Here is a 23,969-nt window from a genome sequence, read left to right as displayed (position 1 = left end):
CAACCATGACAATCAAGAAAGCCGCCGTCATCGGCGCGGGCGTGATGGGCAGCGGTATCGCCGCCCATATCGCCAATGCCGGCATTCCGGTCTATCTGCTGGATATCGTACCGCAATCCGTGAAGGATAGTGGCGGCGACCGCTCGGTGATCGCCAAGGGCGCCATCGAGAAGATGCAGAAGACCGACCCCGCTCCCTTCATGCACAGGAAGGCGGCCAGCCTCGTCACCCCCGGCAATATCGAGGATGACCTGGAAAAGCTGGCCGATGTGGATTGGATCGTGGAGGCCGTGCTGGAAAACCCGGCCATCAAGCACGACCTTTATGCCAAGCTGGAAAAGGTGCGTAAGGACGGGTCCATCATCTCGTCCAACACCTCCACCATTCCGCTGAACATTCTGTTGCAGGGCCAGACGGAACGGTTTGCCGCTGATTTCTGCATCACCCACTTCTTCAACCCGCCGCGTTACATGCGGCTGCTGGAAGTGGTGAAGGGTCCGAAGACCCGCCAGGATGCCTTTGATACGGTCAGCGCCTTCTGTGACAAGGTGCTGGGCAAGGGCGTGGTCGAGTGCAAGGACACGCCGGGCTTCATCGCCAACCGCATCGGCACCTATTTCATGGCCGCCGCCGTGAATGAGGCCATCGATGGCGGGCTGACGGTGGAAGAGGCTGATGCCATCACCAGCCGGCCCATGGGTATTCCCAAGACCGGCACCTTCGGCCTGATCGATCTGGTCGGCCTGGACCTGATGCCGCTGATCTCCAAATCGCTGCTGGCCACCCTGCCGGCCGATGATGATTACCGCCGCATCCACCGTGACAGCCCGCTGGTCACCAAGATGATCAGCGAAGGCTATACCGGGCGCAAGGGCAAGGGCGGCTTCTATCGCCAGACCAAGGCCGCCGATGGCCGTCGCGTCAAGGAAGCCATCGACCTGACCACGGGCGTCTATCGCGCTTCGGAAAAGGCGTCGCTGGTGTCCGCTTCCGCCAAGGGGCTGAAGGCCCTGGTGGAAACGGGCGACAAGGGCGGGGCCTATGCCTGGCGCGTGCTGTCGCAGGCGCTGTCCTATGCTGCCGATCTGGTGCCGCAGATTGCCGAACAGATCACCGCCGTCGATGAGGCGATGCGGCTGGGCTATAACTGGAAGGCCGGCCCGTTCGAGATGATCGACCAGTTGGGCACCGGCTGGTTTGCCGAGAAGCTGAAGGCGGAAGGCAAAAAGGTTCCCCACATGGTGGAAGTCGCCGCGGGTCGGCCCTTCTACAAGGTGGATGGGTCCAAGCTGCTGTTCCTGACCACCAGCGGCGACTATGCCGAGGTGAAGCGCCCGGACGGCGTGCTGTTGCTGACCGATATCAAGCGCGGCTCCAAGCCGGTGGCCAAGAATGGCTCGGCCAGCCTGTGGGATATTGGCGACGGCGTGCTGTGCCTGGAATTCACCAGCAAGATGAACGCGCTGGACCAGGACATCATGAACCTGATCCGCAAGGCCATCGGCATTATCGGCGACGGCAAGACCGGCCCTTATAAGGCGCTGGTGGTGCATAACGAGGCACCGAACTTCTCCGTCGGTGCCAATCTCGGTCTGGCGCTGTTCGCCATCAATATCGGCCTCTATCCCCAGATCGAGGCGATGATTGCGGAAGGCCAGCAGACCTATAAGGCGCTGAAATACGCCCCCTTCCCCACCGTGTCGGCGCCGTCGGGCATGGCACTGGGCGGCGGGTGCGAAATCCTGCTGCACAGCTCCGCCGTCCAGGCCCATGCCGAAACCTATACCGGTCTGGTGGAAGTGGGCGTGGGTGTCGTTCCCGGCTGGGGCGGCTGCAAGGAAATGGTGGTTCGCCATCTGGCCAACAAGAAGCGTCCGGGCGGGCCGATGCCGGCCTTGTCCGCCGCGTTTGAGGCGATCAGCACGGCCAAGGTCGCCAAGTCAGCCTTTGAAGCAAAGGATATGCTGATCCTGAAGCCAACCGACGGCATTACCTTCAACAAGGATCGGCTGCTGGCCGACGCTAAGGCGAAGGCGCTGGAACTGGCGGCCAATTACACGCCCCCGACCGCCCCGGAAATCCGCCTGCCCGGCCCCACGGCCAAGGCTGCCTTCGATCTGGCGGTGGATGGCTTCGCCCAGCAGGGCAAAGCCACGGCGTATGACGTGGTGGTCTCCAAGAAGGTCGGCCATATCCTGTCCGGCGGCAACACCGACATCACGGTCGTGATGAACGAGGATCAGTTGCTGGACATGGAACGCGAAGCCTTCCTGGAGTTGACCAAGACGACCGGCACCATCAACCGCATCGAACATATGCTGGAAACCGGCAAGCCGCTGCGGAATTGAGGATGAAAGGCGGGGCTGGTGGTGAGCCGGCCTCGCTTCTACCAAAACGGTTCATGCTTAGAGCACTGACGTAAACACCATCACTTCGTTGCCTCCCCCGCGAAAGCGGGGGTCCAGGGTCACAGGATCAAACCATGGTGCTTGTGGCCCCGGGTTCCCCGCTTTCGCGGGGAAGGCAGAAGGAGTGGCATTGATGCCCTCCCCCCCTTCCGTCCACCCTATCGACGCCCCGAGGTGCCCCATCTTCTTTCCCGTCTCGAATCCGATAATCCATCCATCGGTGCCGGGCGTGTCAGGGGGTGCGGGTCTGCCGCGGTAGCGGTCCACACGGAGAATTCAGATGCCGATCTACAAGGCCCCGCTGGAAGACATCAATTTCGTCCTCAACGACGTGCTGAACGCGCAGTCCCTGACCCAGTTGCCGGGTTACGAGGATGCGACCCCCGACCTGATCCAGTCGATCATTGAGGAGGCCGCCAAGCTGTGTGAGAACGAGCTGCAGCCGATCAACCTGTCCGGCCATGAGGAAGGCTGCCATTACGAGAATGGCGTCGTCCGCACGCCCAAGGGCTTCAAGGCAGCCTATGACAAATATGTCGAAGGCGGCTGGCAGGGCATGGCCTTTGATCCCGATTATGGCGGCCAGGGACTGCCCCACACGGTGGGCGTGGTGCTGGAGGAGCTTCTGTGCTCCGCCAACATGTCCTTTGCCATGTATCCGGGCCTGACCCAGGGGGCGATGAACGCCATCCGCGCCCACGCCAATGATGAGCTGAAGCAGCGCTATCTGCCCAAGATGGTCAGCGGCGAATGGTCTGGCACCATGTGCCTGACGGAGCCACATTGCGGCACCGATCTGGGCCTGCTGAAGACCCGCGCCACCCCCAATGAGGATGGCAGCTACAACATCACTGGCACCAAGATTTTCATCTCTGCCGGTGAACATGACCTGACCAATAATATCATCCATCTGGTGCTGGCCAAGCTGCCGGACGGCCCGCCGGGCATCAAGGGCATCAGCCTGTTCCTGGTGCCGAAATTCCTGCCGACCGAGGATAACGAGCCCGGCGTGCGCAATGGCGTGATGTGCGGTTCCATCGAACATAAGATGGGCATCATGGCCAACGCCACCTGCGTGATGAATTTCGACGATGCCAAGGGTTGGCTGGTGGGCGAGCCGCACAAGGGGATGCGCGCCATGTTCACCATGATGAACACCGCCCGTCTGGGCGTTGGGATGCAAGGGCTGGGCATCGGCGCCGTCGCCTATCAAAACGCCGTTGCCTATGCCAAGGACCGTATCCAGGGCCGCTCGCTTTCCGGCACCAAGGCGCCGGAAAAGGCCGCCGACCCGATCATCGTGCATCCCGACGTGCGCAAGAACCTGATGCAGGGCAAGGCCTTCTCCGAAGGGGCCCGCGCGTTGGGTTACTGGGTCGGCATGATGATCGACATGTATGAAAAGCACCCCGACCCGGCGGTGAAGCAGGAGGCCGAGGATTTCGTTGCCCTGCTGACCCCGGTGGTGAAGGCCTACTTCACCGACATGGGGTACGAGGTCGCCACCAACAGCCAACAGATGTATGGCGGTCACGGCTATATCCGCGAATGGGGCATGGAACAGTTCGTGCGCGATGCCCGCATTGCCATGATCTATGAAGGCACCAACGGCATCCAGGCTTTGGATCTGGTGGGCCGCAAGATGCCCCAGAATATGGGCCGCCTGCTGCGGCGCTTCTTCCACCCGATGCAGGCCGAACTGGAGCAGAGCCAGGAAGACGCAACCCTGCTGGAATTCGTGCTGCCGCTGGCAAAGGCGTTTGGCAAGTTACAGCAGGCAACCGCTGTCGTCGCGCAGAAGGGCATGGCCCGCCCGGATGAAGCCGGTGCTGCCTCCACCGACTATCTGCGCATCTTCGGTCTGGTTGCGCTCGGCTGGATGTGGCTAAAGATGGTGAAGGTGGCGCAAGCAAAGCTGGCCGAGGGTACGGACGGCAAGGAAGGCTTCTACGACGCTAAGATCAAGACCGCCCGCTTCTTCATGGACAAGATGCTGCCGGAGGTGGATTTCCGCTTCAAGAGCCTGATGGCCGGCGGCAAGAGCATGATGGAAATGCCGGTCGATCAGTTCTGATCGCTGACTTTTCCTGAAAAGCATATGGGCCGCCAGAGCGATCCGGCGGCCCATACTATTTCATCCTGACCGTGCGAAAGAAAGGATCATACCAACCCGCCTAAAGGCGGGTTGGAGGCCGGCGACTGCCGGCCCGCGGGCACATGCCCGCGTAAGCCAATCTGCCGGAGGCAGCGCCCGGCACCTGAGGGAACGTAAAATCTCCCTTGATCGGTCACGATCAAAAGAGATTGGGATCAGTTATATTCAGCCCAGGTCTGGTCCTTTTTGCGGTCATAGAAGATCGAAATGGTCGAAACCTCGCAGAGGTTGAACCCTTCCCATTCCGCAGGAGTCCCGTCGTCGTAAACGACCTTCAAGTCCCAGATGCAGCTCTTTTCTTTACGGCTGAAGGTAATGTCAACCCTCTCTCCTTCAGACAGCACATCGCGGCCCAGAATATCCTCCTCCCAATCATCCGATTTGGCAGGAGAGACATAGACTTCGGAAATGGTGTAGCCGGTACGGTTCTTCAGCGTGAAGTTCTGCTTTGCTTCAGCCCAGGCATTACCGACGAGAGCCGTCAGCACGAAGGCAGACATTATCATCCGCTTGAACAAGATTTCCCCCTTACCTCTATGACTGCTGAATGCAGTATCAGCAGTCATAAGGCGCAAGGAGGGTCGGATTCAACAACTAAATTGTGTTTGATCTGCCAAATAGCGGGGCACTTAAACCACCATTGCACGGTAAAGGTGCCATGTTGCATGGCCGAGGATGGGCATTACCACCGCCAACCCAACGAAAAGCGGTAAACAACCCAACAACAGCAGGCCGGCAACCATCAAGCCCCAGAGCAGCATCAGCGCGGGATTGCCGCGCACCGCAAGCACAGATACCTTTATGGCGCGCCAGATCCCGCCATTGCGATGCAGCAGGAAGGGAAAGGAAACAACGGTCAGGCAGAGCACGGTAAGCGCAAAGACGAACCCAACCGCATTGCCGATGATGATCATTGACCAGCCTTCCTGTGTGCTGATCAGCTGGCGCAAAAACTCCATGGAATCGGCAGGGGCCAATCCCCCCATCGTGGCGCCATAAATCCGTTCCGCGACCGCCAGCCAGCCGACAAACAGCGTCAATAACAGGGCACCCAGCCAGGCGACAGACCCCAGGGCCGGGGAATGGCGCACATCGAAGGCATTGCGCCAGGTCACCGGCTGCCCCATCTCCCGCTGCCGACTCACCTCATATAACCCTACAGCAGCCAAGGGCCCCATCAGGGTGATGCCGGCGATCAGGGGATAGAGCATGGGGATCACGTCGGTCTGGGCGGCGAAGGCAGCCGCCGCCCCGCCGACCACCGGATAGATCAGGCCCAGAAACAGAAGCTGAGTCGGGGCGGCCAGAAAATCCTCCACCCCCTTCCCCAGTGCCTGGAAAAGATCGGCCACACTGATCTGCCGGATCATCGGCATGGATGGATCACGGTCGGCAATGAAAACCGCCCCGCCACTGATACGCTGTGCCATATCGCCTCCTTCACCGGATAAAGTTCAGGCTGCGACGAATTGTATCAGATTGATATGTTAACCAAACCAATCAAGAACGGGAGGCTGAGGCCGCCGGCCCCGGCGAATTCACATGGGACGGGGGATCAGCGGCGGCGCTTGGTATTCTTGCCGCCAAACTCGATCCCCCCCACTTCCAGCCCGCCATCCTTGGTTTTTGCCGCCCCCTTGGTGCGGCCACCCGCCTTGCGCTCCGGCTTGGCCGGGCTGCGCGGGCGTTCCCCCTGGGCGGAGGCGCGGATGGGAGAGGCACCGGGCGCCAGCCCCAGATCGATGGCTTCCAGCCGGCGAATCTCGTCACGGATTCGGCCCGCCTCCTCAAACTCCAGATCCGCTGCCGCCGCGCGCATCTTCTTTTCCAGCTCGGCAATGATGGTCTTGATATCCTTGCCGGCCAGCCCGATGCCTTCGGCGGCCCCGGTATCCACCTCCACCCGGTCGCCGCGCTCATACACGCTGCCCAGAATATCGGCGATATTCTTCTTCACCGATTCCGGGGTGATGCCATGCTGGGCATTATATTCCAGCTGCTTGGCCCGGCGGCGCGCGGTCTCTTCCAAGGCGGCCTTCATGCTGTCCGTCTCCCGGTCGGCATAAAGGATTGCGCGGCCCTCTACATTGCGGGCAGCACGCCCAATGGTCTGGATCAGGCTGGTGCGGGAACGCAGATAGCCTTCCTTGTCGGCATCCAGAATGGCGACAAGCCCGCATTCGGGAATATCCAAACCCTCGCGCAGCAGGTTGATGCCGATCAGCACATCGAACACGCCCAGCCGCAAATCGCGAATAATCTCAATGCGCTCCAGTGTTTCCACATCGGAATGGATGTAGCGGACCTTGATGCCCGCCTCCATCATATATTCCGTCAGCGCCTCCGCCATCTTCTTGGTCAGGGTGGTGACCAGCACGCGCAGGCCGCGCGCCACCACCTCCCGCACCTCCGCCATCACATCATCCACCTGGGTATCGGTGGGGCGGATGATGACCTGCGGATCGACCAGACCGGTGGGGCGCACCACCTGTTCCACGAACACGCCACCCGTGCGCTCCATCTCCCAATTGCCGGGGGTGGCGGAAACGAACACGGTCTGCGGCCGCATCGCCTCCCATTCCTCAAACTTCAACGGGCGGTTATCGGCGCAGGATGGCAGGCGGAAACCAAAATCCGACAAGGTGGATTTGCGCATAAAGTCGCCGCGATACATGCCGCCGATCTGCGGCACCATCACATGGCTTTCATCGACAATCAGCAGCGCTTCCTGGGGCAGATATTCAAACAGGGTCGGTGGCGGTTCCCCCGGATTGCGGCCCGACAGGTAGCGGGAATAATTCTCGATCCCCGCACAAGAACCGGTGGCCACCATCATTTCAATATCAAAAGTGGTACGCTGTTCCAGGCGCTGCGCTTCCAGCAGCTTGCCCTGGGCCATGAATTCCTCAAGCCGGATTTTCAGGTCGCGCTTGATCTGTTCCACCGCCTGGAACAGGGTCGGCTTGGGCGTGACATAGTGGCTGTTGGCGTAAATCCGCACCTCCTTCATGGAGATGAGTTTCTCACCCGTCAGCGGGTCGATCTCATGGATCGCCTCCAGCTCATCCCCGAACAGGGAAAGCCGCCAGGCGCGATCTTCCAGGTGGGCGGGGAACAGTTCCACCGTATCGCCGCGCACCCGGAACGATCCGCGCCCAAACCCAACATCGGTGCGGCGATATTGCAGTTCCACCAGCCTTTGCAGGAATGGCTGCCGGTCCAGCCGCTGCCCCACCTTCAGCGGCACGGTCATTTCCGTATAGGTTTCAACCGAGCCGATACCATAGATGCAGGAGACCGAGGCGACGATGATGGCATCCCGCCGTTCCAGCAGCGCCCGCGTCGCCGCGTGGCGCATCCGGTCGATCTGTTCGTTGATCGAGCTTTCCTTCTCGATATAGGTGTCGGTGCGCGGAACATAGGCTTCCGGCTGGTAATAATCGTAATAGCTGACGAAATATTCCACGGCATTATTGGGGAAGAAGCTCTTCATCTCCCCATAAAGCTGGGCCGCCAGCGTCTTGTTCGGCGCCAGAACCAGGGTCGGCCGCTGCACCCGCTGGATGACATGGGCCATGGTGAAGGTCTTGCCGGAACCGGTGACGCCCAGCAGCACCTGATCCCGCTCCCCCTTGTTCAAACCGTCGGTCAGTTCCTCAATCGCGCGCGGCTGGTCGCCGGCGGGCGTATAGTCGGAAACAACCGTCAAAGGTTCCAGAAACGGCCGCTCCTCCAGCGCCACGCGCCAGGGCAGCGGGTTGGAAGCATCGGGCAGGGCGGCGGTGGGGGCGGCTGGCTTGCTCATGCAGGCTAATTTATGCCGAGCATGGCCGCTGTGGAAGGGGTTTTGATCCGTTTTTGTTCACGGGCGTCAGGGTTTGGCCCGCTTGCCGCGTTTTTTCTCCGGCAGGGCGTCGCCGCCCTGGCTCTGGCTGCTGCTTTTCTGGCCCAGGGCGGCGGATATGCTTTCCCAGGCGGCATCCATGGCCTGGTTGGGCACACCATCTTCTGCCGCCATTTCCCGGATAATGCTGGTCATGTTGTCGGGCGTGCAGCAGCCGCGCGGCGGGCGGCTGCCAAATTCCGCTGTACGGGGAAAGATGCACAAGACCCGCACCCGCACCAGCGGGAAGCGGGACCGGATGGCGCTGATCAGCGGATGCAGCTGCACCACGGGGTTCAGGAAGGCCCCCACGGAATGGTCAGGCTTCACATATTTCCATTGCCCGGCATTCTGGCTGCAGCGGGGCGTGCCGACCACATCCGGCGGGGAAGACACAATCAGCAGGATGCTGGCCGGCAGCCGCATGACCTGATCAATCTTTGTCGGTCCCGCCTTGCCGCCGCCGATCTTCACCTCGTTCAACATCGGATAGGAAAGCTCTTCCAGTTCCATCCGGCGCTTGAACAGTTCGGCATTATATTGGCGGGTGCTGACCGGCTTGAATTTGCGGGGTTTCACCGACAGGGCGAAGGTGATCATCAACACAATCACCACCACCGTGATCACGGCGATGGTGATCAGGTCCACAATGGAAATCCCGATCCAGGAGGCAAGTTCGCTCAGCATAGGATTTTGGATAGCCGATGCGGGCAGCTTTGTCACCCTTCCGCCCCCACCGCCGCCCTGGGCAAGCTGTCGCCCCACCCTTGCCCAAAACGCGCCCGTCCCATCCAAATCGGATGCTTGTTGCGCAATGACGGGGGGATTTAAGGTCCGTGCCCGGTCATAAACCGTCCCAACCAGGGGAATATAGATGTCGTTCCTTGCCGACCGCCTGTCCCGCATCAAGCCGTCACCGACCATTGCGGTGACCAGCAAGGCCCGCGCGCTGAAAGCCGCCGGCCGTGATGTGATCGGCCTGGGTGCTGGCGAACCCGATTTCGATACGCCGGAAAATATCCGCGCCGCCGGCATCCGCGCCATCGAAGGGGGCCAGACCCGCTACACCGATGTGGATGGCACGCCCGAACTGAAAAAGGCGATCTGCGCCAAGTTCCTGCGGGAGAACGGCCTGACCTACACGCCTGATCAGGTAACCGTCGGCGTCGGTGGCAAGCAGGTGCTGTACAATGCCCTGATGGCCACCCTGAATGCCGGGGATGAGGTGATCATCCCCGCCCCCTACTGGGTCTCCTACCCGGATATGGTGCTGCTGGCCGAGGGTACGCCGGTTTCCGTCGCCTGCCCGGCCGAAAACGGCTTCAAGCTGCAGCCGGCTGATCTGGAAGCCGCCATCACGCCGAAGACCAAGTGGCTGATCCTGAACAGCCCGTCCAACCCGACGGGTGCGGCCTATACGGCGGATGAGCTGAAGGCCCTGGGTGCCGTGCTGCTACGCCACGCCCATGTCTACATCATGACCGACGATATGTATGAACATCTGGTCTATGATGATTTCAAGTTCACCACCATCGCCCAGGTGGTGCCGGAACTCTATGACCGCACGCTGACGGTCAATGGCGTTTCCAAGTCCTATTCGATGACCGGCTGGCGCATTGGTTATGCCGCCGGTCCGAAGGCGTTGATCAAGGCCATGGGCGTGATCCAGAGCCAGTCGACCAGCAACCCGACCAGCATTTCCCAGGCCGCCGCCGTGGAAGCGCTGAACGGCCCGCAGGACTTCATCAAGGAACGCGCTGCAGTGTTCCAGAAACGCCGCGATCTGGTCGTCTCCATGCTGAACCAGGCGACCGGCCTGCACTGCCCCAATCCGGAAGGCGCCTTCTACGTCTATCCGTCCTGCGCCGGCACCATCGGCAAGACGGCCCCCACCGGCAAGGTGATTGAGACGGATGAGGATTTCGCCTCTGAACTGCTGGAAGCCGAGGGCGTGGCCGTGGTGCATGGCGCCGCGTTCGGCCTCTCGCCCTTCTTCCGCATCTCCTATGCCACCAGCACCGACGTGCTGGAGGAAGCCTGCACGCGCATTCAGCGTTTCTGCGGCAGCTTGAAGTAAGAGACGTAATACCAACGGTCATCATTCATGACCGTTGGTACGGCGGCGACTGCCGCCGCGCGGCACGTGCCGCGTAGCCAAGGGCGCGGATGCGCCCGCCGGCGATTGATGCGCACGAAAGCGTGACCATCGGTCATGATTTCGTGCCGCTGGTATAAGTCTCTAAGCAAAAAGGCCGGTCCCTGGTGGGGCCGGCCTTTTTCATGTCCGCTCAATGCAGCACGAAATTCTTCGGCAGCAAGGGCGGCGGCAACTCGGTCGCGCCGGCAGCCTCCAGCAATTCGCGCTCCAGCATCCGGGTCAGCGCATCCAGCGGCAGGTCATTCTTGTCGGCCCCGAACGGGTCTTCCAACTGATCCCCCAACGCATCCAGCCCGAAGAAGGTGTAGGAGACGATGATCACCACCGGCAGGGTCCACCAGCCGAGATTGTCGGCCAGTGCAAAGGGCAGCAGCACGCAGAACAGATAGGCCGTGCGGTGCAGCAGCAGCGAATAGGCGAAGGGGACCGGCGTTGTCTTGATCCGCTCACATCCCCCCTGCACGGCTGCGAAATTGGCAAGCCGGGCTTCCAGCAGCGAATGGTGGATATCGCTGATCACCCCCTCCCGCACCAGGGCGAAACAATCCCGCCCCACCTGTCGCAGGGCGGCATCGCTGGGGTTGATGCTGCCGGCCGCCACCGGCTGGCTGAACCAGGGGGCGATGGCCGCCTGCTCATCGCCATCGCGCAGCCGCGCCGCCAAGCCGTGGATGAAGCCGGACAGGCCGCGCAGCAGCGGCTCCGCCCGGCCCGGCGGCAGGTCGGCGGTCTGGCGGATGAAGGACCGCACATCGATCACCATCTGGCCCCAGAGCTTTCGCCCCTCCCACCAACGGTCATAACAGGCATTGTTGCGAAACCCCATGAAGATGGAGAGCGACAAGCCCAGCAGGGTGAAGGGGATTGCACTGACCTGGGCCAGCGACTGCGGTTGCCATTCCCCCACCAGCACCGCGCCGGCGGCGATCAGAGCAATGGTAAGGATGCGGATAATGATCTGCGGCATGATGGAGCCACGGACAGCCAACAGCACGTCAAGCGCACCGGGCTTTGGGCGGACAATCATTTGGAACAGGGCCTTGATAAAGGGCGACAAGAGCGCCCGAGATTAGGCCCCGCCCTGCCCCGCCACACCTGCGGAAAAATCAGGCCAGCACGTCCAGCAACCGTTGAAAATTCTTCTGGTCGGCCTTCAGGACGGCGGCGCTGACCCCGGCCTTCACCTCGGCCCCTTTCAGGTCAAGGATGACGGCCGGATCGGCATCGCCGCCGGCCACCGCCTCTGTTGCGGCCTGCACCACAGCCTGGGCATCCGCGAAACCGCTGACAGCGGTGCGGGCGACATCGGGGGTGCTATTGGTGAGGCCACTGATCATCTTTCCATCTTAGCATGGCCGGCATCCGGGCGGCAGGGGTGAAATATGACGAATAAACGGTTAGCATCCGCGTAACAATTCACCGGGTGGAACCATGACCAGCACCGACAGTCAGGATATTGCGCGCCTTATGGATGATCTCGGCCGCCGCGCTCGCGCCGCCGCCGGGGAGATCGCCCTGGCGCCAGGCCCGGTGCGCGACCAGGCGTTGCGTGCGGCGGCCCAGGCCATCCGCGCCAATGCCGAAACCATCCTGGCCGCCAATGCCCAGGATATGGCGGCGGGTGAGGCCAAAGGCCTGTCAGCCGCCCTGCTGGACCGGCTGCTGCTGAACCCAGCGCGGCTGGAATCCGTCGCCAAGGGGCTGGAGGAAATCGCCGACCGGCCCGATCCGCTGGGGGCGGTGCTGGAGGAATGGACGCGTCCCAACGGCCTGCGCTTTAGCAAGGTGCGGGTGCCGCTGGGCGTGATCGCCATCATCTTTGAAAGCCGGCCCAATGTGACGGCGGATGCCGGCGCTCTGTGCCTGAAATCCGGCAATGCCGCCATCCTGCGCGGCGGGTCAGAGAGCATCCGTTCCGCCCGCGCCATTCTGGCCTGTCTGCATCAGGGGCTGGATGCGGCGGGGCTGCCGCGCGATGCCATCCAGATGCCCACCACCACCGACCGCGCCGCCGTGGGCGAATTGCTGACCATGACCCGCTGGGTGGATGTGGTGATCCCGCGCGGCGGCAAGTCGCTGACCGGGCGCGTGGCCGCCGAAAGCCGGGTGCCGGTGATCTATCACCTGGATGGCATCTGCCATGTCTATCTGGACAAGGATGCCGACCCGGAAAAGGCCCGCCGCGTGGTGCTGAACGCCAAGATGCGGCGCACCGGCATTTGCGGGGCGGCGGAAACCCTGCTGGTACATCAGGATGTGGCGGCAAACCTGCTGCCCGCCATCCTGGATGATCTGATCAAGGCCGGGTGTGAGGTGCGGGGCGATGCCGGGGTGCAGGCGCTGGATGCCCGCGTCCTGCCCGCTACGGAGGAGGATTGGGACACCGAATATCTGGATGCCATCCTGTCAGTGAAGCTGGTAGCGGATGTGGATGCGGCCATCGCCCATATTGCCCGCCACAGCAGCCACCATACGGACAGCATCATCACCGAAAATGCCGACGCGGCGGAGCGGTTCCTGGCGCGGGTGGATAGCGGCATTGTCCTGCACAATGCCTCCACCCAGTTCGCCGATGGCGGCGAATTCGGCTTTGGCGCAGAGATCGGGATTTCCACCGGCAAGCTGCACGCGCGCGGGCCGGTGGGGGCCGAACAGCTGACCAGCTATAAATATGTGGTGCGGGGCGATGGGCACACCCGCCCCTGATGCACGCACGCCCGACGCGACCGACCTGACCGCCACGCATGGCACAGCCCTTCCCACGCCCCCCCGCCCCCTGGCGGGGGGGCTGTGGCGGGGGTTGCGCGTCGGCCTGTTGGGCGGGTCGTTCAACCCTGCGCATCGGGGGCACCGGCACATGTCGCTGATGGCCCTGCGGATGCTGGGGCTGGATGAGGTGTGGTGGCTGGTCAGCCCACAGAACCCATTGAAATCATTGGATGGAATGGCCCCACTGGCCCAGCGGATGGCCGGTGCCGCGCGGGTGGCCAACCACCCGCGCATCCGGGTCAGCGATATCGAAACCCGTATGGGCACGCGCTATACGGTGGACACGCTGGCGGGGCTGAAACGGCATTTTCCGGGAACGGATTTCGTCTGGCTGATGGGAGCCGACAATCTGGCCCAGGTGCCGCGCTGGCGGGGCTGGACGCGGATATTCGGGATGGTCCCCGTTGCGATATTTCCGCGTCAGCCTTATTCTGTCGGCGCGCTGGGCGGAAAGGCCGCCCGGCGTTTCGCCAAAGCGCGATGGCAGATGTCGGCGGCCAAGCACCTTGCGGGGGCAAAGCCACCGGCCTGGGTGTTTCTGGAAGCACCCCTGCATCCTGCTTCGGCCACGGCGATACGGTGCCAGGGTGGTGCTGGCGGCGTGGATCATCAAGGACGGATTATTCGGTGAATACGACAGCGAGCGCAGAGATCAATACCTCCACCCAGACCGGCCACCTGGCCGCCGCCGACATGCCGGAACGCACGCGCGATCTGGTTCTGACGGTTCTGGATGAGAACAAGGCAGAAGACGTCATCACCATCGACCTGCGCGGCAAGACCACGATGGCGGATTATCTGGTGGTCGCCACCGGTAACTCGGCCCGTCAGGTCGGTGCCATGGCCGAACAGCTTATTTCCAAGCTGCGCGATATCGGCGTCCATGCCGGCAACGCGGAAGGCTATCCGCAATGCGACTGGGTGCTGGTGGATGCTGGCGATGTGATCGTGCATCTGTTCCGCCCGGAAGTGCGCGCCTTCTACAGCATCGAAAAGATGTGGGGCGTGGAACTGCCGGCCTCGCTGAACAGCCTGGCCCCCGGCTACGACATGCTGCCGGCGCAATAACACGCGCCGTTTATCAGAGCTGGTTTGCGACAGGGCGCCGGGCAACAGCCTGGGCGCCCTTGGCTTGTCTGCCCTGCCGCTTGTCTTGCTGCTGTTCCGCCGCTACCCGTACCTTTAAGGACTCCCCCATGCGCCTGTGGCTTGCCGCCGTCGGGCGGGCCAAGCCCGGCCCGGCGCGCGATCTGTTTGAAGAGTATAAATCCCGCCTCTCCTGGCCCTTCACCCTGCGAGAGGTGGAGACGAAAAAGCGGCTGGAGGGGGAGGAGTTGAAGAAGGCGGAAGCCGAGTTGCTGCTGGCAGCATTGCCCCCCTCCGCCACGCTGGTGGCGCTGGATGAACGCGGTCGGATGATGGGGTCGGAGGATTTCGCCGCCCGCGTCGGCCAGTGGCGCGACACCGGCATCAGCGATCTAGCCTTCGTCATTGGCGGTGCCGACGGGCTGGATGCCAGCATCCGCCAGCGCGCCGCCCTGGTGCTGGCCTTCAGTCCCATGACCTGGCCGCACATGATGGTGCGCGGCATGTTGGCCGAACAGCTCTACCGCGCCCAGCAGATCATCGCCGGGCACCCGTACCATCGGGCGTGATAAAGGCATCAGCCCAACGCATAATTCCCTTTTGGCGCGTATGGATGTAGCCTTCCCCTGACAAATAAGTCCGGGGTGGGGAATAATGCGTATTCGGGGGCTGTTGGGTTTGGTGATTGTGCTTGCAACATGGCTGCCGGTTTTGCCGGCGCGGGCGTTGTCCTTAGTGCCACCAGACCCTGTTTGCGATGGGGAACCTGTTGTAACCAGACCATCCAGTTTCGATCTGACGGCCATGGCAGATGCGATTGTTATCGCCCGTGCTGAAGAGATTGTTGAATCTAAAGGGAATACACGCGATAGAGAGGGATGGGAGCCAGGAACTGTTACCTTACAGACCAGCCGGACGTTGAAAGGCGACATACCGGAGCACTTCACTCTAACACTGGGATTTCAATTTAATAATGTGGAATCTCTAGAACCCTTTAAAAATCAGGGTATTTTGTACAATGGACAAAAATGTGAAGATTTCATACCAGAAAATGGAAAAACATACATACTTTATTTAAGAAAAAATGAAAATAATATCTCTATATTGCACCTTAAAAATTCTCAAATTGTTTCTTTATATAACGATGAAAAGCCTTTTTTGGCTAATCTGATTGAATTATATCTCAATATACAGCGTGGGAACTCAACCGAGAGGCAGTTGGCTGTTTTGGATGAATTAGCGCAGAAACGACTGCGCCAAGACGCAACGGAGGAGGAACAATATCAAGCCCGGCATATGTTAGATCACCTGAGATCCATCAGCCCGCTGATGCCAAGCAAGCATCTTATCGAGATGTACACATTGATCAGCCAGAAAAAAATGCCGAAATGGGGCTTTCGAAGCGATATCAGCCTAGATTTATCTCCTTGGCCCGATTTTTTGAAGCGTATTAATTTAGAGTATACTAAAAATATACAAGACCCAGATAGTGAATATTATTTCGAGATCAAAATTTTAAATTCGCTTGCGAAAGGAAACCATCCTGACGCCCGTGAGATATTTATAAATTATCTTAACAAAAACAACGGCGTAGATGCAATCATGCTGAGCGCTCAATATTTTTCTGCAAGCGGTCAATATAAATACATAAATCATATCATAGACAATTACTTTGTAAAATTTCTCAATAAACAGAAAAATAATAATTTTTACGATAGAGGGCCATATAATTTTATAGTTGAATTTGTATCTGTTGTTAATAAAAATTTTACAAATAAAAATGATCACGTTTTAGAGCTTCAAAATTTTAAACAAGAATGGCCAAAAATTGTTCTAAAAATGTTGATGGTATGTGAAATACAAGATTTTTATGACACAAAGTCAAGTCAGCAATTAAATTTAGCCTTATCAACCAGCGAAATGGTTGATAAGGCTGATATTGAATATCAAAAAAAGGTATTAATTCTATCTTATTTCAAGGTAGAGAAGGTGATAAACTGGGCAAAATTGGAAATTATTGATATGCTTGAAGGAAAATACTATATGCCAATAACACTCCCCTATACCAATAAGGAATACGATGAATTTACAGGATTTATCCCGTACAAATCCCTGATGATTGCAAAAAATGATGATTTTATTAGAAAAATAATAAATATTTTATACTGCAGAAAAATAGAAAATAAGAAAGAATATTCATATGAAAATTCTGATATGTTTTACAACATAGTTGATCATTACGGAGCGTATGGAAATAAATATGAAATAATTGCATCACTTATTTCCTCAAGAAACATAAGTAGAGCCCAAGAGGCTATCGCGCTACGAGCATTAATAAAAATGTATTCAAGGTGGGTACAGGATGAAACAAATAAATTTTATTCCATAGACCCTATCAATCCGCCAGGTCGCACTCAATTCACCCTTCTGGAGGCGGTTATCCGTGGGGACAAAATACCGGCCGAGCCCCTCACATGTCCTGCCCCTCCGCTTCAATAACTCACCCCCCTTCCCTGTTGCCCTCCCCCGCCTTTCATGCCTACACTCAAACAAACGTTTGACACGCCGGGGCGTTGCACCCGGCGGCAGGGGAGGAAAAGATGGCTGGCAGAGTGCAGGATCGAATCATCCTGGTAACGGGTGGTGCCTCGGGCATCGGGCTGGCAACGGCGCGGGTGCTGCTGCGCGAAGGGGCGCGGGTGGTCATCACCGACCGCAATGTCGCCGGTGGGGAGGCTGCTGCCGCTGAACTGGGCGAAGGTGCCCTGTTCCTGCCCCAGGATGTCACCAGCGAGGCCCGCTGGGTGGAAGTAATATCCGAAATCGGGGAACGGTTCGGCAAGCTGGACGGGCTGGTCAATAATGCCGGCTGCGGATCGCTCCGTAATATTGAGGAAGAGACGCTGGAAGGCTGGCGGCTGGTCCATGCGGTGAATACCGAATCCGTCTTCCTGGGCTGCAAGCACGCCATCCGCGCCATGAAGCACACGGGCGGCGGGGCCATCGTGAACGTTTCCTCCGTCGCCGGGCTGCGCGGCGCGCCGGACCTGCCGGCCTATTGCTCTGCCAAGGGGGCGGTGCGGCTGCTGTCCAAATCGGTGGCGCTGTGGTGCGCCCAGAACAAGTACAATATCCGCTGCAATTCCGTGCATCCCAGTTTTCTGAAGACGGCGATGGTGCAGCAGATGCTGGACCTCTCGCCCGACCCGGAACGCCTGCGCCGCCGCCTGGAACGCACCGCCGCCCTGGAACGGATGGGGGAACCGGAAGATGCGGCCAACATGATCCTGTTCCTGTTGTCCGATGAAAGCAGCTTCCTGACCGGCGGCGAATTCGCCGTCGATGGCGGCACCACAGCGCGGTAAGGGAGAGACGCCAACATGACCCATCCATTGTTCGATCTGTCCGGCAAGGTTGCCCTGATCACTGGTTCGTCGCGCGGCATTGGCCGTTCGATTGCGGAGGAATTTGCCCGCGCCGGGGCCAAGGTCGTCATCTCTTCCCGCAAGCTGGACGCCTGTGTGGCCGTGCGCGATGCCATCATCGCTGACGGGGGGGAGGCCATCGCCGTCCCCTGCAATATCGGGCGGAAAGAAGAACTGCAAAATCTGGTGGATACCACCATCGCCCAATGGGGCCGCATCGACATTCTGGTCGCCAATGCCGCCATCAACCCTGCCTATGGCCCCTTGGGCAGCCTTAGCGATGAGGCATGGGACAAGATCATGGGCAGCAACCTGCGCAGTACCTGGTGGCTGTGCAACATGGTGCTGCCCGCCATGGCCGAACGGCGTGACGGCTCGGTGATCGTGCTGTCCTCCATCGCCGGGCTGCGCGGCAATCCGGTGATCGGTGCTTATGGCGTGTCCAAAGCGGCAGAGGCGGCGCTGGTGCGCAATCTGGCGGTGGAGTTCGGCCCGTCCAACATCCGTGTCAACGCCATCGCCCCTGGCATCGTGGAAACGGATTTCGCCAAGGCCCTGACCGACAATCCCGATATCGCCCGCGCTGTGCGTAAACGTGCGCCGCTGGGCCGCTTCGGCAAACCGCAGGAGATTGCCGGCGTGGCGCTGATGCTGGCCGGCCCGGCGGGTGCCTTTGTTACAGGACAGTTGATCGTGGCCGATGGTGGGGCGACAATAGCGGACCCAACAGTCATCTGAAGGGGAGTGAACGCCATGACGGATGCCCGCCAGACCAGCGCCAGCGTGATTGAGGTTCTGCCCCAGCACCGGTTTGATGAGGCGGCGCTGGCCGCCTTCCTGGACCGCCACCTGCCGGAAATACCCGGCCCCTGGCAGGTGGGCCAGTTCCAGGGCGGGCAATCCAACCCCACCTTCCTGCTGACTGCCACAGATGGCACAAAGCTGGTGCTGCGTAAGAAGCCACCCGGCAAGCTGCTGCCCAGCGCCCACATGATTGAGCGGGAATATCGCATCATGCGGGCGCTCGCCGGTTCCGGCGTGCCGGTGCCCAATGCCCGCTTGATCTGTGACGATCAAGAGGTGATCGGCACGCCCTTTTACCTGATGGACCATATTGACGGGCGCGTTCTGTCCGATGTGGCGCTGCACAGGCTGAGCCCTGCGGAGGCCGCCGCCACCTATGATGCGATGAACGCCACCCTGGCCGCCTTGCATAATGTGGATTGGCAGGCGGCGGGCTTAGGCGATTTCGGCAAGCCGGAAAACTACATCGCCCGGCAGGTCGACCGCTGGTCCAAGCAATTCATTGCCGCACGTGGGGACAGTGACATCCCCGCCATGGACCGGCTGATGGCATGGCTGCCCGCCCATGTGCCGGCCGGGGATGAAACCAGCATCGCCCATGGCGATTTCCGCCTGGGCAATCTGATGCTGCACCCCAGCGAACCGCGCGTGCTGGCGGTGCTGGATTGGGAATTGGCCACGCTGGGCCATCCCCTGTCCGATCTGGCCTATAATTGCATGGCCTATCACCTGCCCGCTGGCATCAAACAGTTCCCCGGTCTGGTGGGCATCGATCTGGCGGCCCGGGGCATCCCGACAGAGGCCGACTATGTCGCGGCATATTGTCGGCGTACCGGGCGTTCCGGCATTCCAGACTGGCCCTATTTCATGGCGTTTGCCTTTTTCCGCATCACCGCCATTTGCCAGGGCGTCTATGCCCGCGCGCTGGCGGGCAATGCGGCGGATCGGCGGGCGCTCGCCTATGGGGAGGTGGCGCGGGCCGCAGCAGAAACGGGCTGGAAATTCATCTCCGACAAATAGGCTGGCAACCGCCAGCCCGGCGCGTGAGGGACATTGGTAAAGAAGGTGCCGCGGGGGCGTTCAGCCCTGCGGCACCAGCGATTTATCCACCAGACCCGACTCCGCCATGGCGCTGCACAGTTTGAAATAAGCGTCACGCCGTTCCTGCGCGCCGGGGAACCGTTCCAGATAGTTCAGGATGAATTCCGGCCGTTTCAGCGCCTGGGTCAGCTGGTCCCCCGCCAGCTGACGCGCCCGCCCCTCTGGCAAACCGCCACAGAGGCGGATGATAGCCAGGATGCGGTCAGTATAGTTCATCGTCTGGCTGCTGAGGATTTCGGTGCGGATATTCTCAAAAATCGCCGTGTCGAGAATATCCAGCATCTCCCGCCGCAAGCCCACCGGCATCCCGGACATGGCGACGCGGCGGGCCAGGGTCGCCAGCGTCTTGATTGCCTCCAGCCGGCTTCCCTCTTCCCGGATAATATCCTCCGGGGCGATCAGCGGACGCAGATATGTCGCAATCTTGGCCCTGGGCGCGTCGCCCGGCGCGCTTTCCGCCAGGCTCAACACGGTTTCGGCGCGGGTCAGCGTGCTGCGGATCGGCCCGATCAGTTCCGACATGGCCTCGGGCTGGATCAGGCGATCCGCGCGCTGGGACAAAGCCTCCAGCACCTCCTCATCCCGCGCCAGGGCTGGGGCCTTGCGCCGCAGATGGGTCAACACCTCCACCGTGGCCTGCATCTCATCTCGGATGCCGCGATCACTGCGCAGGGGCAATCTTGCGTGCAGGTGGCGCAACAGGCCCAGCCGCAGCTCCGCCAGGGTGCGGGGCAGCGCGCCATCCGCCAGCAGGGTGGACAGGGCGCGCACGCCGGGTAACTGCACCCCGCCGTCGCGGGCCAGATTGCCGACATAAAGATCGATGGCTTTCAGTACCAGATCCAGGCGCGTCGTCTCCTGCCCCGCCAACTCCTTCAAGGCAAAGGGGGAAGCCAGGATTTCCGCCGCCAGACTGTCCAGCAGCCGCATTTCCCGGCTGCTCAGTGCCGGGTTGGCCAGCTGGAACAGCCGATCCAGCTTTTCCACCCAGTTCTTGGTATCCGCCAGATAGGCGGCCAAAGCGCGGTAAAGCGCCGGCACCAGCTGATCCGCCGGCCCCTTATAGGCATCGAACAGGGCGGCCAAGCCGCCGGGCCCAATGGCCAGGGCGGGGCCGGCCTTGGCATTGCGCAGCAGCCGGGCCAGACCATTATCGGCCAGGGCCATCAGTTCCTTCATGCGCGACACGGCCGTCTGCTTGGTGCCACGCACCTGGATGGAGGCAAGACGTTGCAAGGCCCCCTGCACCACCGTGCCCGCCCCGTCCAGCGCCTTGGCATGGACCTCATAGGTCAGCACTTCCAGCGGGGTCAGCCGCTTTTCATCCAGATATTTGGCGAAGAAGACGCGCATCACCTGCCGCTGCACATCACCCAGCACATCATCAGGCTGGTCGCACCAGGATGCATCGCGGCCCGGATTGGCCCGAGCCAACGGATCAGCCTCCTGCACGCCGGCGCGCAGCCGCTTCACCATGGTGACGGTGGTGGTAAATTCATGATCGATATAGTCAGTGCGCCGCACCAAACGGATGCCATCCACCTCCGCGCGCTGCACCAGCATGGCGGCCGACGGTTCCAGCTGACGCAGGTCAGGCGATTCCCGCACGACAAGCCAGGTGTCGCCGTGAAAGCTATGCAGTTCGAAGACCGTACGGACGGTTCCGATTAATTTGTCTTTATCCACAGACAATGCCCAGAAATGACCGTCCACCGGACCGCATAACCGCTTTACGCGCAGGGCGCGAAGTGTCAGCGGAAAACCAAAAGCATTTTGCTCAATTCCTCAGATAAGGTAAACAAGGTAATACGCATTTCGGCCAGCCGCTCAGGGCTGGGCTATTTTGTTGTCATGCGCGGCTGGGCAGCCTTGCCATCACCCGGTCAGGCTCCACCAGACCGGAAAAACCAAATTGCTGATAAAGCCCATGGGCATCGGCGGTAAATAACAGCCAGCGCCGCACTGCCCGCCAAGCTGGAATGCCGGTGACGGTGCCGACCAGGAACTTGCCCAAACCCAAGCCGCGCAAGCCGGGCTCAACCCAGACATCGGCCAGATAGGCGAGTGACACCTGATCAGTGATCACCCGGCAATAGCCCACCTGCCTTCCATCAGGCGCATAAAGCCCAAAGGGAATGCTATGGGCAGCGGCCATCTCCACCGCCTGCCGGCTGATCCCTGGCGACCAGTAGCTGGCCGCCAGAGAGCGATGGATGAAGTCGAAATCCAGTCTCTCCCGGTCGCAGGAAATGACATGGCCATCGTCCCGCCGGCAGTGCCAGCCGGCGGGTGGGAAGCTGCCCTCAGACATGGATAGTGCCTTCCAGATACAGCACGGCGTGGCCGGCAATCTGCACCCGCGGCCCCTCCATCCGGCACCAGAGCTGACCGCCACGGGCGGAAATCTGCCGGGCGGTCAGCTCAGGTTTGCCCAGCCGATCCGCCCAATAGGGGATCAAGGTGCAATGGGCCGAGCCCGTCACCGGATCTTCGGCAATGCCAACGCTGGGGGCAAAGAAGCGGGAAACGAAATCAACATCGTCGCCGGGGGCGGTGATGATGATTTTCCGGCCCGTGCGGGCCAGGGCGGCGAAGTCCGGCTTTACCGCCGCCACCTGTTCCGCCCGATCATAGACCAGCATCAGGTCGCGGGCAGCAAAGGCGGCCGGTGGTGCTGCCACGCCCAAGGCCGCCAGCACATCCGCCGACACCTCTGCCACCGCCCCCGGCCGGGCCGGGAAATCCAGGCTGAAGCGTTCCCCCTGGCGCGTGACGCGGAGTTCCCCCGCCACCTGGGTGGAAAAGCGGATCAGCCCTGCCCCCGGTTTCAGGAAATGCGCAATGACAAAGGCACTGGCCAGCGTGGCATGGCCGCACAGATCAATTTCCGCCTCCGGCGTGAACCAGCGGATGGCCCAACCATCCCCATCGGGCAGGATGAAGGCGGTTTCGGCCAGATTATTCTCTGCCGCGATCTTCTGCATCACCGTATCCGGCAGCCATTGCGACAGGGGCACCACGGCAGCCGGATTGCCGGCGAACAGCTGGTCGGTAAAGGCATCCACCTGATAAAGGGGCAAGCGCATCTTGGGGCCTCAGCGGGTCAGAGGTTGGTGAAATCGAAGGCATTCTCCAGCCGGGCCAAGCCCGCCTTGGGGTAATAGCCCATGGCGGCGGGGGCGGAGAGCAACAGGCAGCGCAGCGGCCGCCCGCCATCATCGGCAATGTCGCGGCTGGCGGCATCGCGGGTTTCCCGCATCAGGCGCCGACCGATGCCCCTGCCTTGCCAAGCCTTATCCACCGCCAGATCAGAGAGATAGCAACAGAACGAAAAATCGGTGACGGCGCGCGCCACCCCCACCAGCAGCCCCTCGGCACGGGCGGTGATGATCAGGTTGGCATGGCGCAGCATGGCATCGATGCGGGCAGGATCATCCACCGGGCGCCGCTCAGCCAAACCGGAGCGGCGCAACACATCAATGAATTCGGCGGTGCGCAGACGGCTTTCGATGGCATAAAGGACGTTGGGTTGCATCTTCTGAACCTCCATCGCTAAACCAGCAGCAACAGGGCGCTGGCCGCCGTGGCCAGCCCCAGGGCACCGTTGAACAGGCGCAACCGCCTATCATCGCGCAGCCAGCGCCCCACCCCTTGCCCGAACAGCGCCCAGACCAGGGTGCAGGGCATCCCGACGAACAGGAACATGCCGGTCACCGTCAGGATGCTGCCCCATTCCCCCAGTTCGGGGATGCGGAAGGTGGCATGGGATGAGATCGCCATGGCCAGCCCCTTGGGATTGATGAACTGGAAGGCCATTGCCTGCCAGAAGGTAAACGGACGTGAACGCGTCCCCGCCTCTGCCCGACCGGCCGTGCCGATCTTCCAGGCCAGATACAGCAGATAGGCCATACCGGCCCATTTCAGCACCACGGCCAGCAGCGGCACGGCGCGCATCAAGCTTTCGCCACCGATCCCCGCCAGGAAGACCAGCCCGATGAAGCCGACAATAATGCCCGCCATGTTGGGCAGGGTCCGACGAAAGCCGAAGGTGGCCCCGCTGGCCGCCAAAATCATATTGTTCGGGCCGGGCGTGATGGATGTGGCGATACAATAGGCGGCCAGCGCCACGATATGCTCAGTAAGACCGCCGGTGACAGGTTCATTCATGTCAGCCCCCTGA

The 23,969-nt window shown here is 60.8% G+C and carries 21 protein-coding genes and 1 pseudogene; 11 read left to right on the top strand and 11 right to left on the bottom strand.

The window, feature by feature from the left end:
- Nucleotides 1-5: 5 nt before the first annotated feature.
- Together CHB97_RS04925 and CHB97_RS04920 are read left to right on the top strand one after the other, a co-directional pair.
- A complete protein-coding gene (locus CHB97_RS04925; protein WP_089286766.1) occupies nt 6-2,348 on the top strand; it encodes a 3-hydroxyacyl-CoA dehydrogenase/enoyl-CoA hydratase family protein in 2,343 nt (780 codons plus the stop codon).
- A 340-nt stretch (nt 2,349-2,688) separates the two neighbouring features.
- Complete coding sequence (locus CHB97_RS04920; RefSeq protein WP_089286765.1) at nt 2,689-4,482, top strand: acyl-CoA dehydrogenase C-terminal domain-containing protein; 1,794 nt, start codon at nt 2,689-2,691, stop codon at nt 4,480-4,482.
- A gap of 236 nt (nt 4,483-4,718) precedes the next feature.
- Here CHB97_RS04920 and CHB97_RS04915 read toward each other — a convergent pair whose 3' ends face one another.
- The 4 genes from CHB97_RS04915 to CHB97_RS04900 form a co-directional block, all read right to left on the bottom strand.
- Nucleotides 4,719-5,081 (bottom strand): argininosuccinate lyase, encoded by a 363-nt coding sequence (locus CHB97_RS04915; RefSeq protein WP_244559387.1) that lies wholly within the window; start codon nt 5,079-5,081, stop codon nt 4,719-4,721.
- 111 nt (nt 5,082-5,192) lie between these two features.
- Nucleotides 5,193-5,993: a DUF2189 domain-containing protein gene (locus tag CHB97_RS04910; protein WP_089286764.1), complete on the bottom strand. Its 801-nt coding sequence runs from the start codon at nt 5,991-5,993 to the stop codon at nt 5,193-5,195.
- Between the two features lie 125 nt (nt 5,994-6,118).
- Nucleotides 6,119-8,368, bottom strand: coding sequence for an excinuclease ABC subunit UvrB (gene uvrB / locus CHB97_RS04905; protein WP_089286763.1), 2,250 nt, complete (start codon nt 8,366-8,368; stop codon nt 6,119-6,121).
- 66 nt (nt 8,369-8,434) lie between these two features.
- The gene (locus tag CHB97_RS04900) at nt 8,435-9,133 is read right to left on the bottom strand and encodes a hypothetical protein (RefSeq protein WP_089286762.1); all 699 of its coding nucleotides are present in this window, start codon (nt 9,131-9,133) and stop codon (nt 8,435-8,437) included.
- A gap of 187 nt (nt 9,134-9,320) precedes the next feature.
- Between CHB97_RS04900 and CHB97_RS04895 the strand changes: the two genes are divergently transcribed.
- On the top strand, nt 9,321-10,523 hold the full coding sequence (locus tag CHB97_RS04895; RefSeq protein ID WP_089286761.1) for a pyridoxal phosphate-dependent aminotransferase: 1,203 nt from the start codon (nt 9,321-9,323) through the stop codon (nt 10,521-10,523).
- Between the two features lie 211 nt (nt 10,524-10,734).
- Here CHB97_RS04895 and CHB97_RS04890 read toward each other — a convergent pair whose 3' ends face one another.
- Together CHB97_RS04890 and CHB97_RS04885 are read right to left on the bottom strand one after the other, a co-directional pair.
- Complete coding sequence (locus tag CHB97_RS04890; RefSeq protein WP_089286913.1) at nt 10,735-11,631, bottom strand: bestrophin family protein; 897 nt, start codon at nt 11,629-11,631, stop codon at nt 10,735-10,737.
- A gap of 79 nt (nt 11,632-11,710) precedes the next feature.
- A complete protein-coding gene (locus CHB97_RS04885; protein ID WP_089286760.1) occupies nt 11,711-11,941 on the bottom strand; it encodes a hypothetical protein in 231 nt (76 codons plus the stop codon).
- Between the two features lie 76 nt (nt 11,942-12,017).
- On the opposite strand from CHB97_RS04885, the pseudogene CHB97_RS04880 reads away from it, so the two are divergent.
- From CHB97_RS04880 to CHB97_RS04845, 8 genes and pseudogenes are all read left to right on the top strand, one after another.
- Nucleotides 12,018-13,310: pseudogene (locus CHB97_RS04880) on the top strand (glutamate-5-semialdehyde dehydrogenase); the annotation flags it as partial.
- Nucleotides 13,291-14,004, top strand: coding sequence for a nicotinate-nucleotide adenylyltransferase (locus tag CHB97_RS04875; RefSeq protein ID WP_089286758.1), 714 nt, complete (start codon nt 13,291-13,293; stop codon nt 14,002-14,004). The pseudogene CHB97_RS04880 and the gene CHB97_RS04875, both read left to right, overlap by 20 nt.
- Nucleotides 14,001-14,441, top strand: coding sequence for a ribosome silencing factor (rsfS, locus tag CHB97_RS04870; protein ID WP_371332957.1), 441 nt, complete (start codon nt 14,001-14,003; stop codon nt 14,439-14,441). The genes CHB97_RS04875 and rsfS overlap by 4 nt, the downstream gene beginning before the upstream one ends.
- A gap of 128 nt (nt 14,442-14,569) precedes the next feature.
- Nucleotides 14,570-15,028, top strand: coding sequence for a 23S rRNA (pseudouridine(1915)-N(3))-methyltransferase RlmH (gene rlmH / locus CHB97_RS04865; protein ID WP_089286757.1), 459 nt, complete (start codon nt 14,570-14,572; stop codon nt 15,026-15,028).
- Nucleotides 15,029-15,113: 85 nt separating this feature from the next.
- Entirely contained in the window at nt 15,114-16,958 is a 1,845-nt protein-coding gene (locus CHB97_RS25780; protein ID WP_143270709.1) for a hypothetical protein, read from the top strand.
- A 101-nt stretch (nt 16,959-17,059) separates the two neighbouring features.
- Nucleotides 17,060-17,824: a glucose 1-dehydrogenase gene (locus CHB97_RS04855; protein WP_089286755.1), complete on the top strand. Its 765-nt coding sequence runs from the start codon at nt 17,060-17,062 to the stop codon at nt 17,822-17,824.
- Between the two features lie 15 nt (nt 17,825-17,839).
- Complete coding sequence (locus tag CHB97_RS04850) at nt 17,840-18,622, top strand: SDR family NAD(P)-dependent oxidoreductase (protein WP_089286754.1); 783 nt, start codon at nt 17,840-17,842, stop codon at nt 18,620-18,622.
- A 15-nt stretch (nt 18,623-18,637) separates the two neighbouring features.
- Nucleotides 18,638-19,708: a phosphotransferase gene (locus CHB97_RS04845; protein ID WP_089286753.1), complete on the top strand. Its 1,071-nt coding sequence runs from the start codon at nt 18,638-18,640 to the stop codon at nt 19,706-19,708.
- Between the two features lie 60 nt (nt 19,709-19,768).
- Here CHB97_RS04845 and CHB97_RS04840 read toward each other — a convergent pair whose 3' ends face one another.
- The 5 genes from CHB97_RS04840 to CHB97_RS04820 all read right to left on the bottom strand — a co-directional run bounded on the left by CHB97_RS04840 (nt 19,769) and on the right by CHB97_RS04820 (nt 23,956).
- Nucleotides 19,769-21,397, bottom strand: a complete 1,629-nt coding sequence (locus tag CHB97_RS04840; RefSeq protein ID WP_244559386.1) for a hypothetical protein — start codon at nt 21,395-21,397, stop codon at nt 19,769-19,771.
- A gap of 241 nt (nt 21,398-21,638) precedes the next feature.
- Nucleotides 21,639-22,100: a GNAT family N-acetyltransferase gene (locus CHB97_RS04835; RefSeq protein WP_089286752.1), complete on the bottom strand. Its 462-nt coding sequence runs from the start codon at nt 22,098-22,100 to the stop codon at nt 21,639-21,641.
- On the bottom strand, nt 22,093-22,875 hold the full coding sequence (locus CHB97_RS04830; RefSeq protein WP_089286751.1) for a PhzF family phenazine biosynthesis protein: 783 nt from the start codon (nt 22,873-22,875) through the stop codon (nt 22,093-22,095). Before CHB97_RS04830 ends, CHB97_RS04835 begins: the two co-directional genes overlap by 8 nt.
- Before the next feature lie 17 nt (nt 22,876-22,892).
- Nucleotides 22,893-23,324, bottom strand: coding sequence for a GNAT family N-acetyltransferase (locus tag CHB97_RS04825; RefSeq protein ID WP_244559385.1), 432 nt, complete (start codon nt 23,322-23,324; stop codon nt 22,893-22,895).
- Between the two features lie 17 nt (nt 23,325-23,341).
- Nucleotides 23,342-23,956, bottom strand: a complete 615-nt coding sequence (locus CHB97_RS04820) for a LysE family translocator (protein WP_160105565.1) — start codon at nt 23,954-23,956, stop codon at nt 23,342-23,344.
- Between the last annotated feature and the right edge of the window lie 13 nt (nt 23,957-23,969).

Origin of the sequence: Azospirillum sp. RU38E, assembly GCF_900188385.1 — a bacterium.
Taxonomy (GTDB): Bacteria; Pseudomonadota; Alphaproteobacteria; order Azospirillales; family Azospirillaceae; genus Niveispirillum.
Note: the sequence above shows the minus strand (reverse complement) of the source record. Positions and strands in the feature narration are given on the sequence as shown.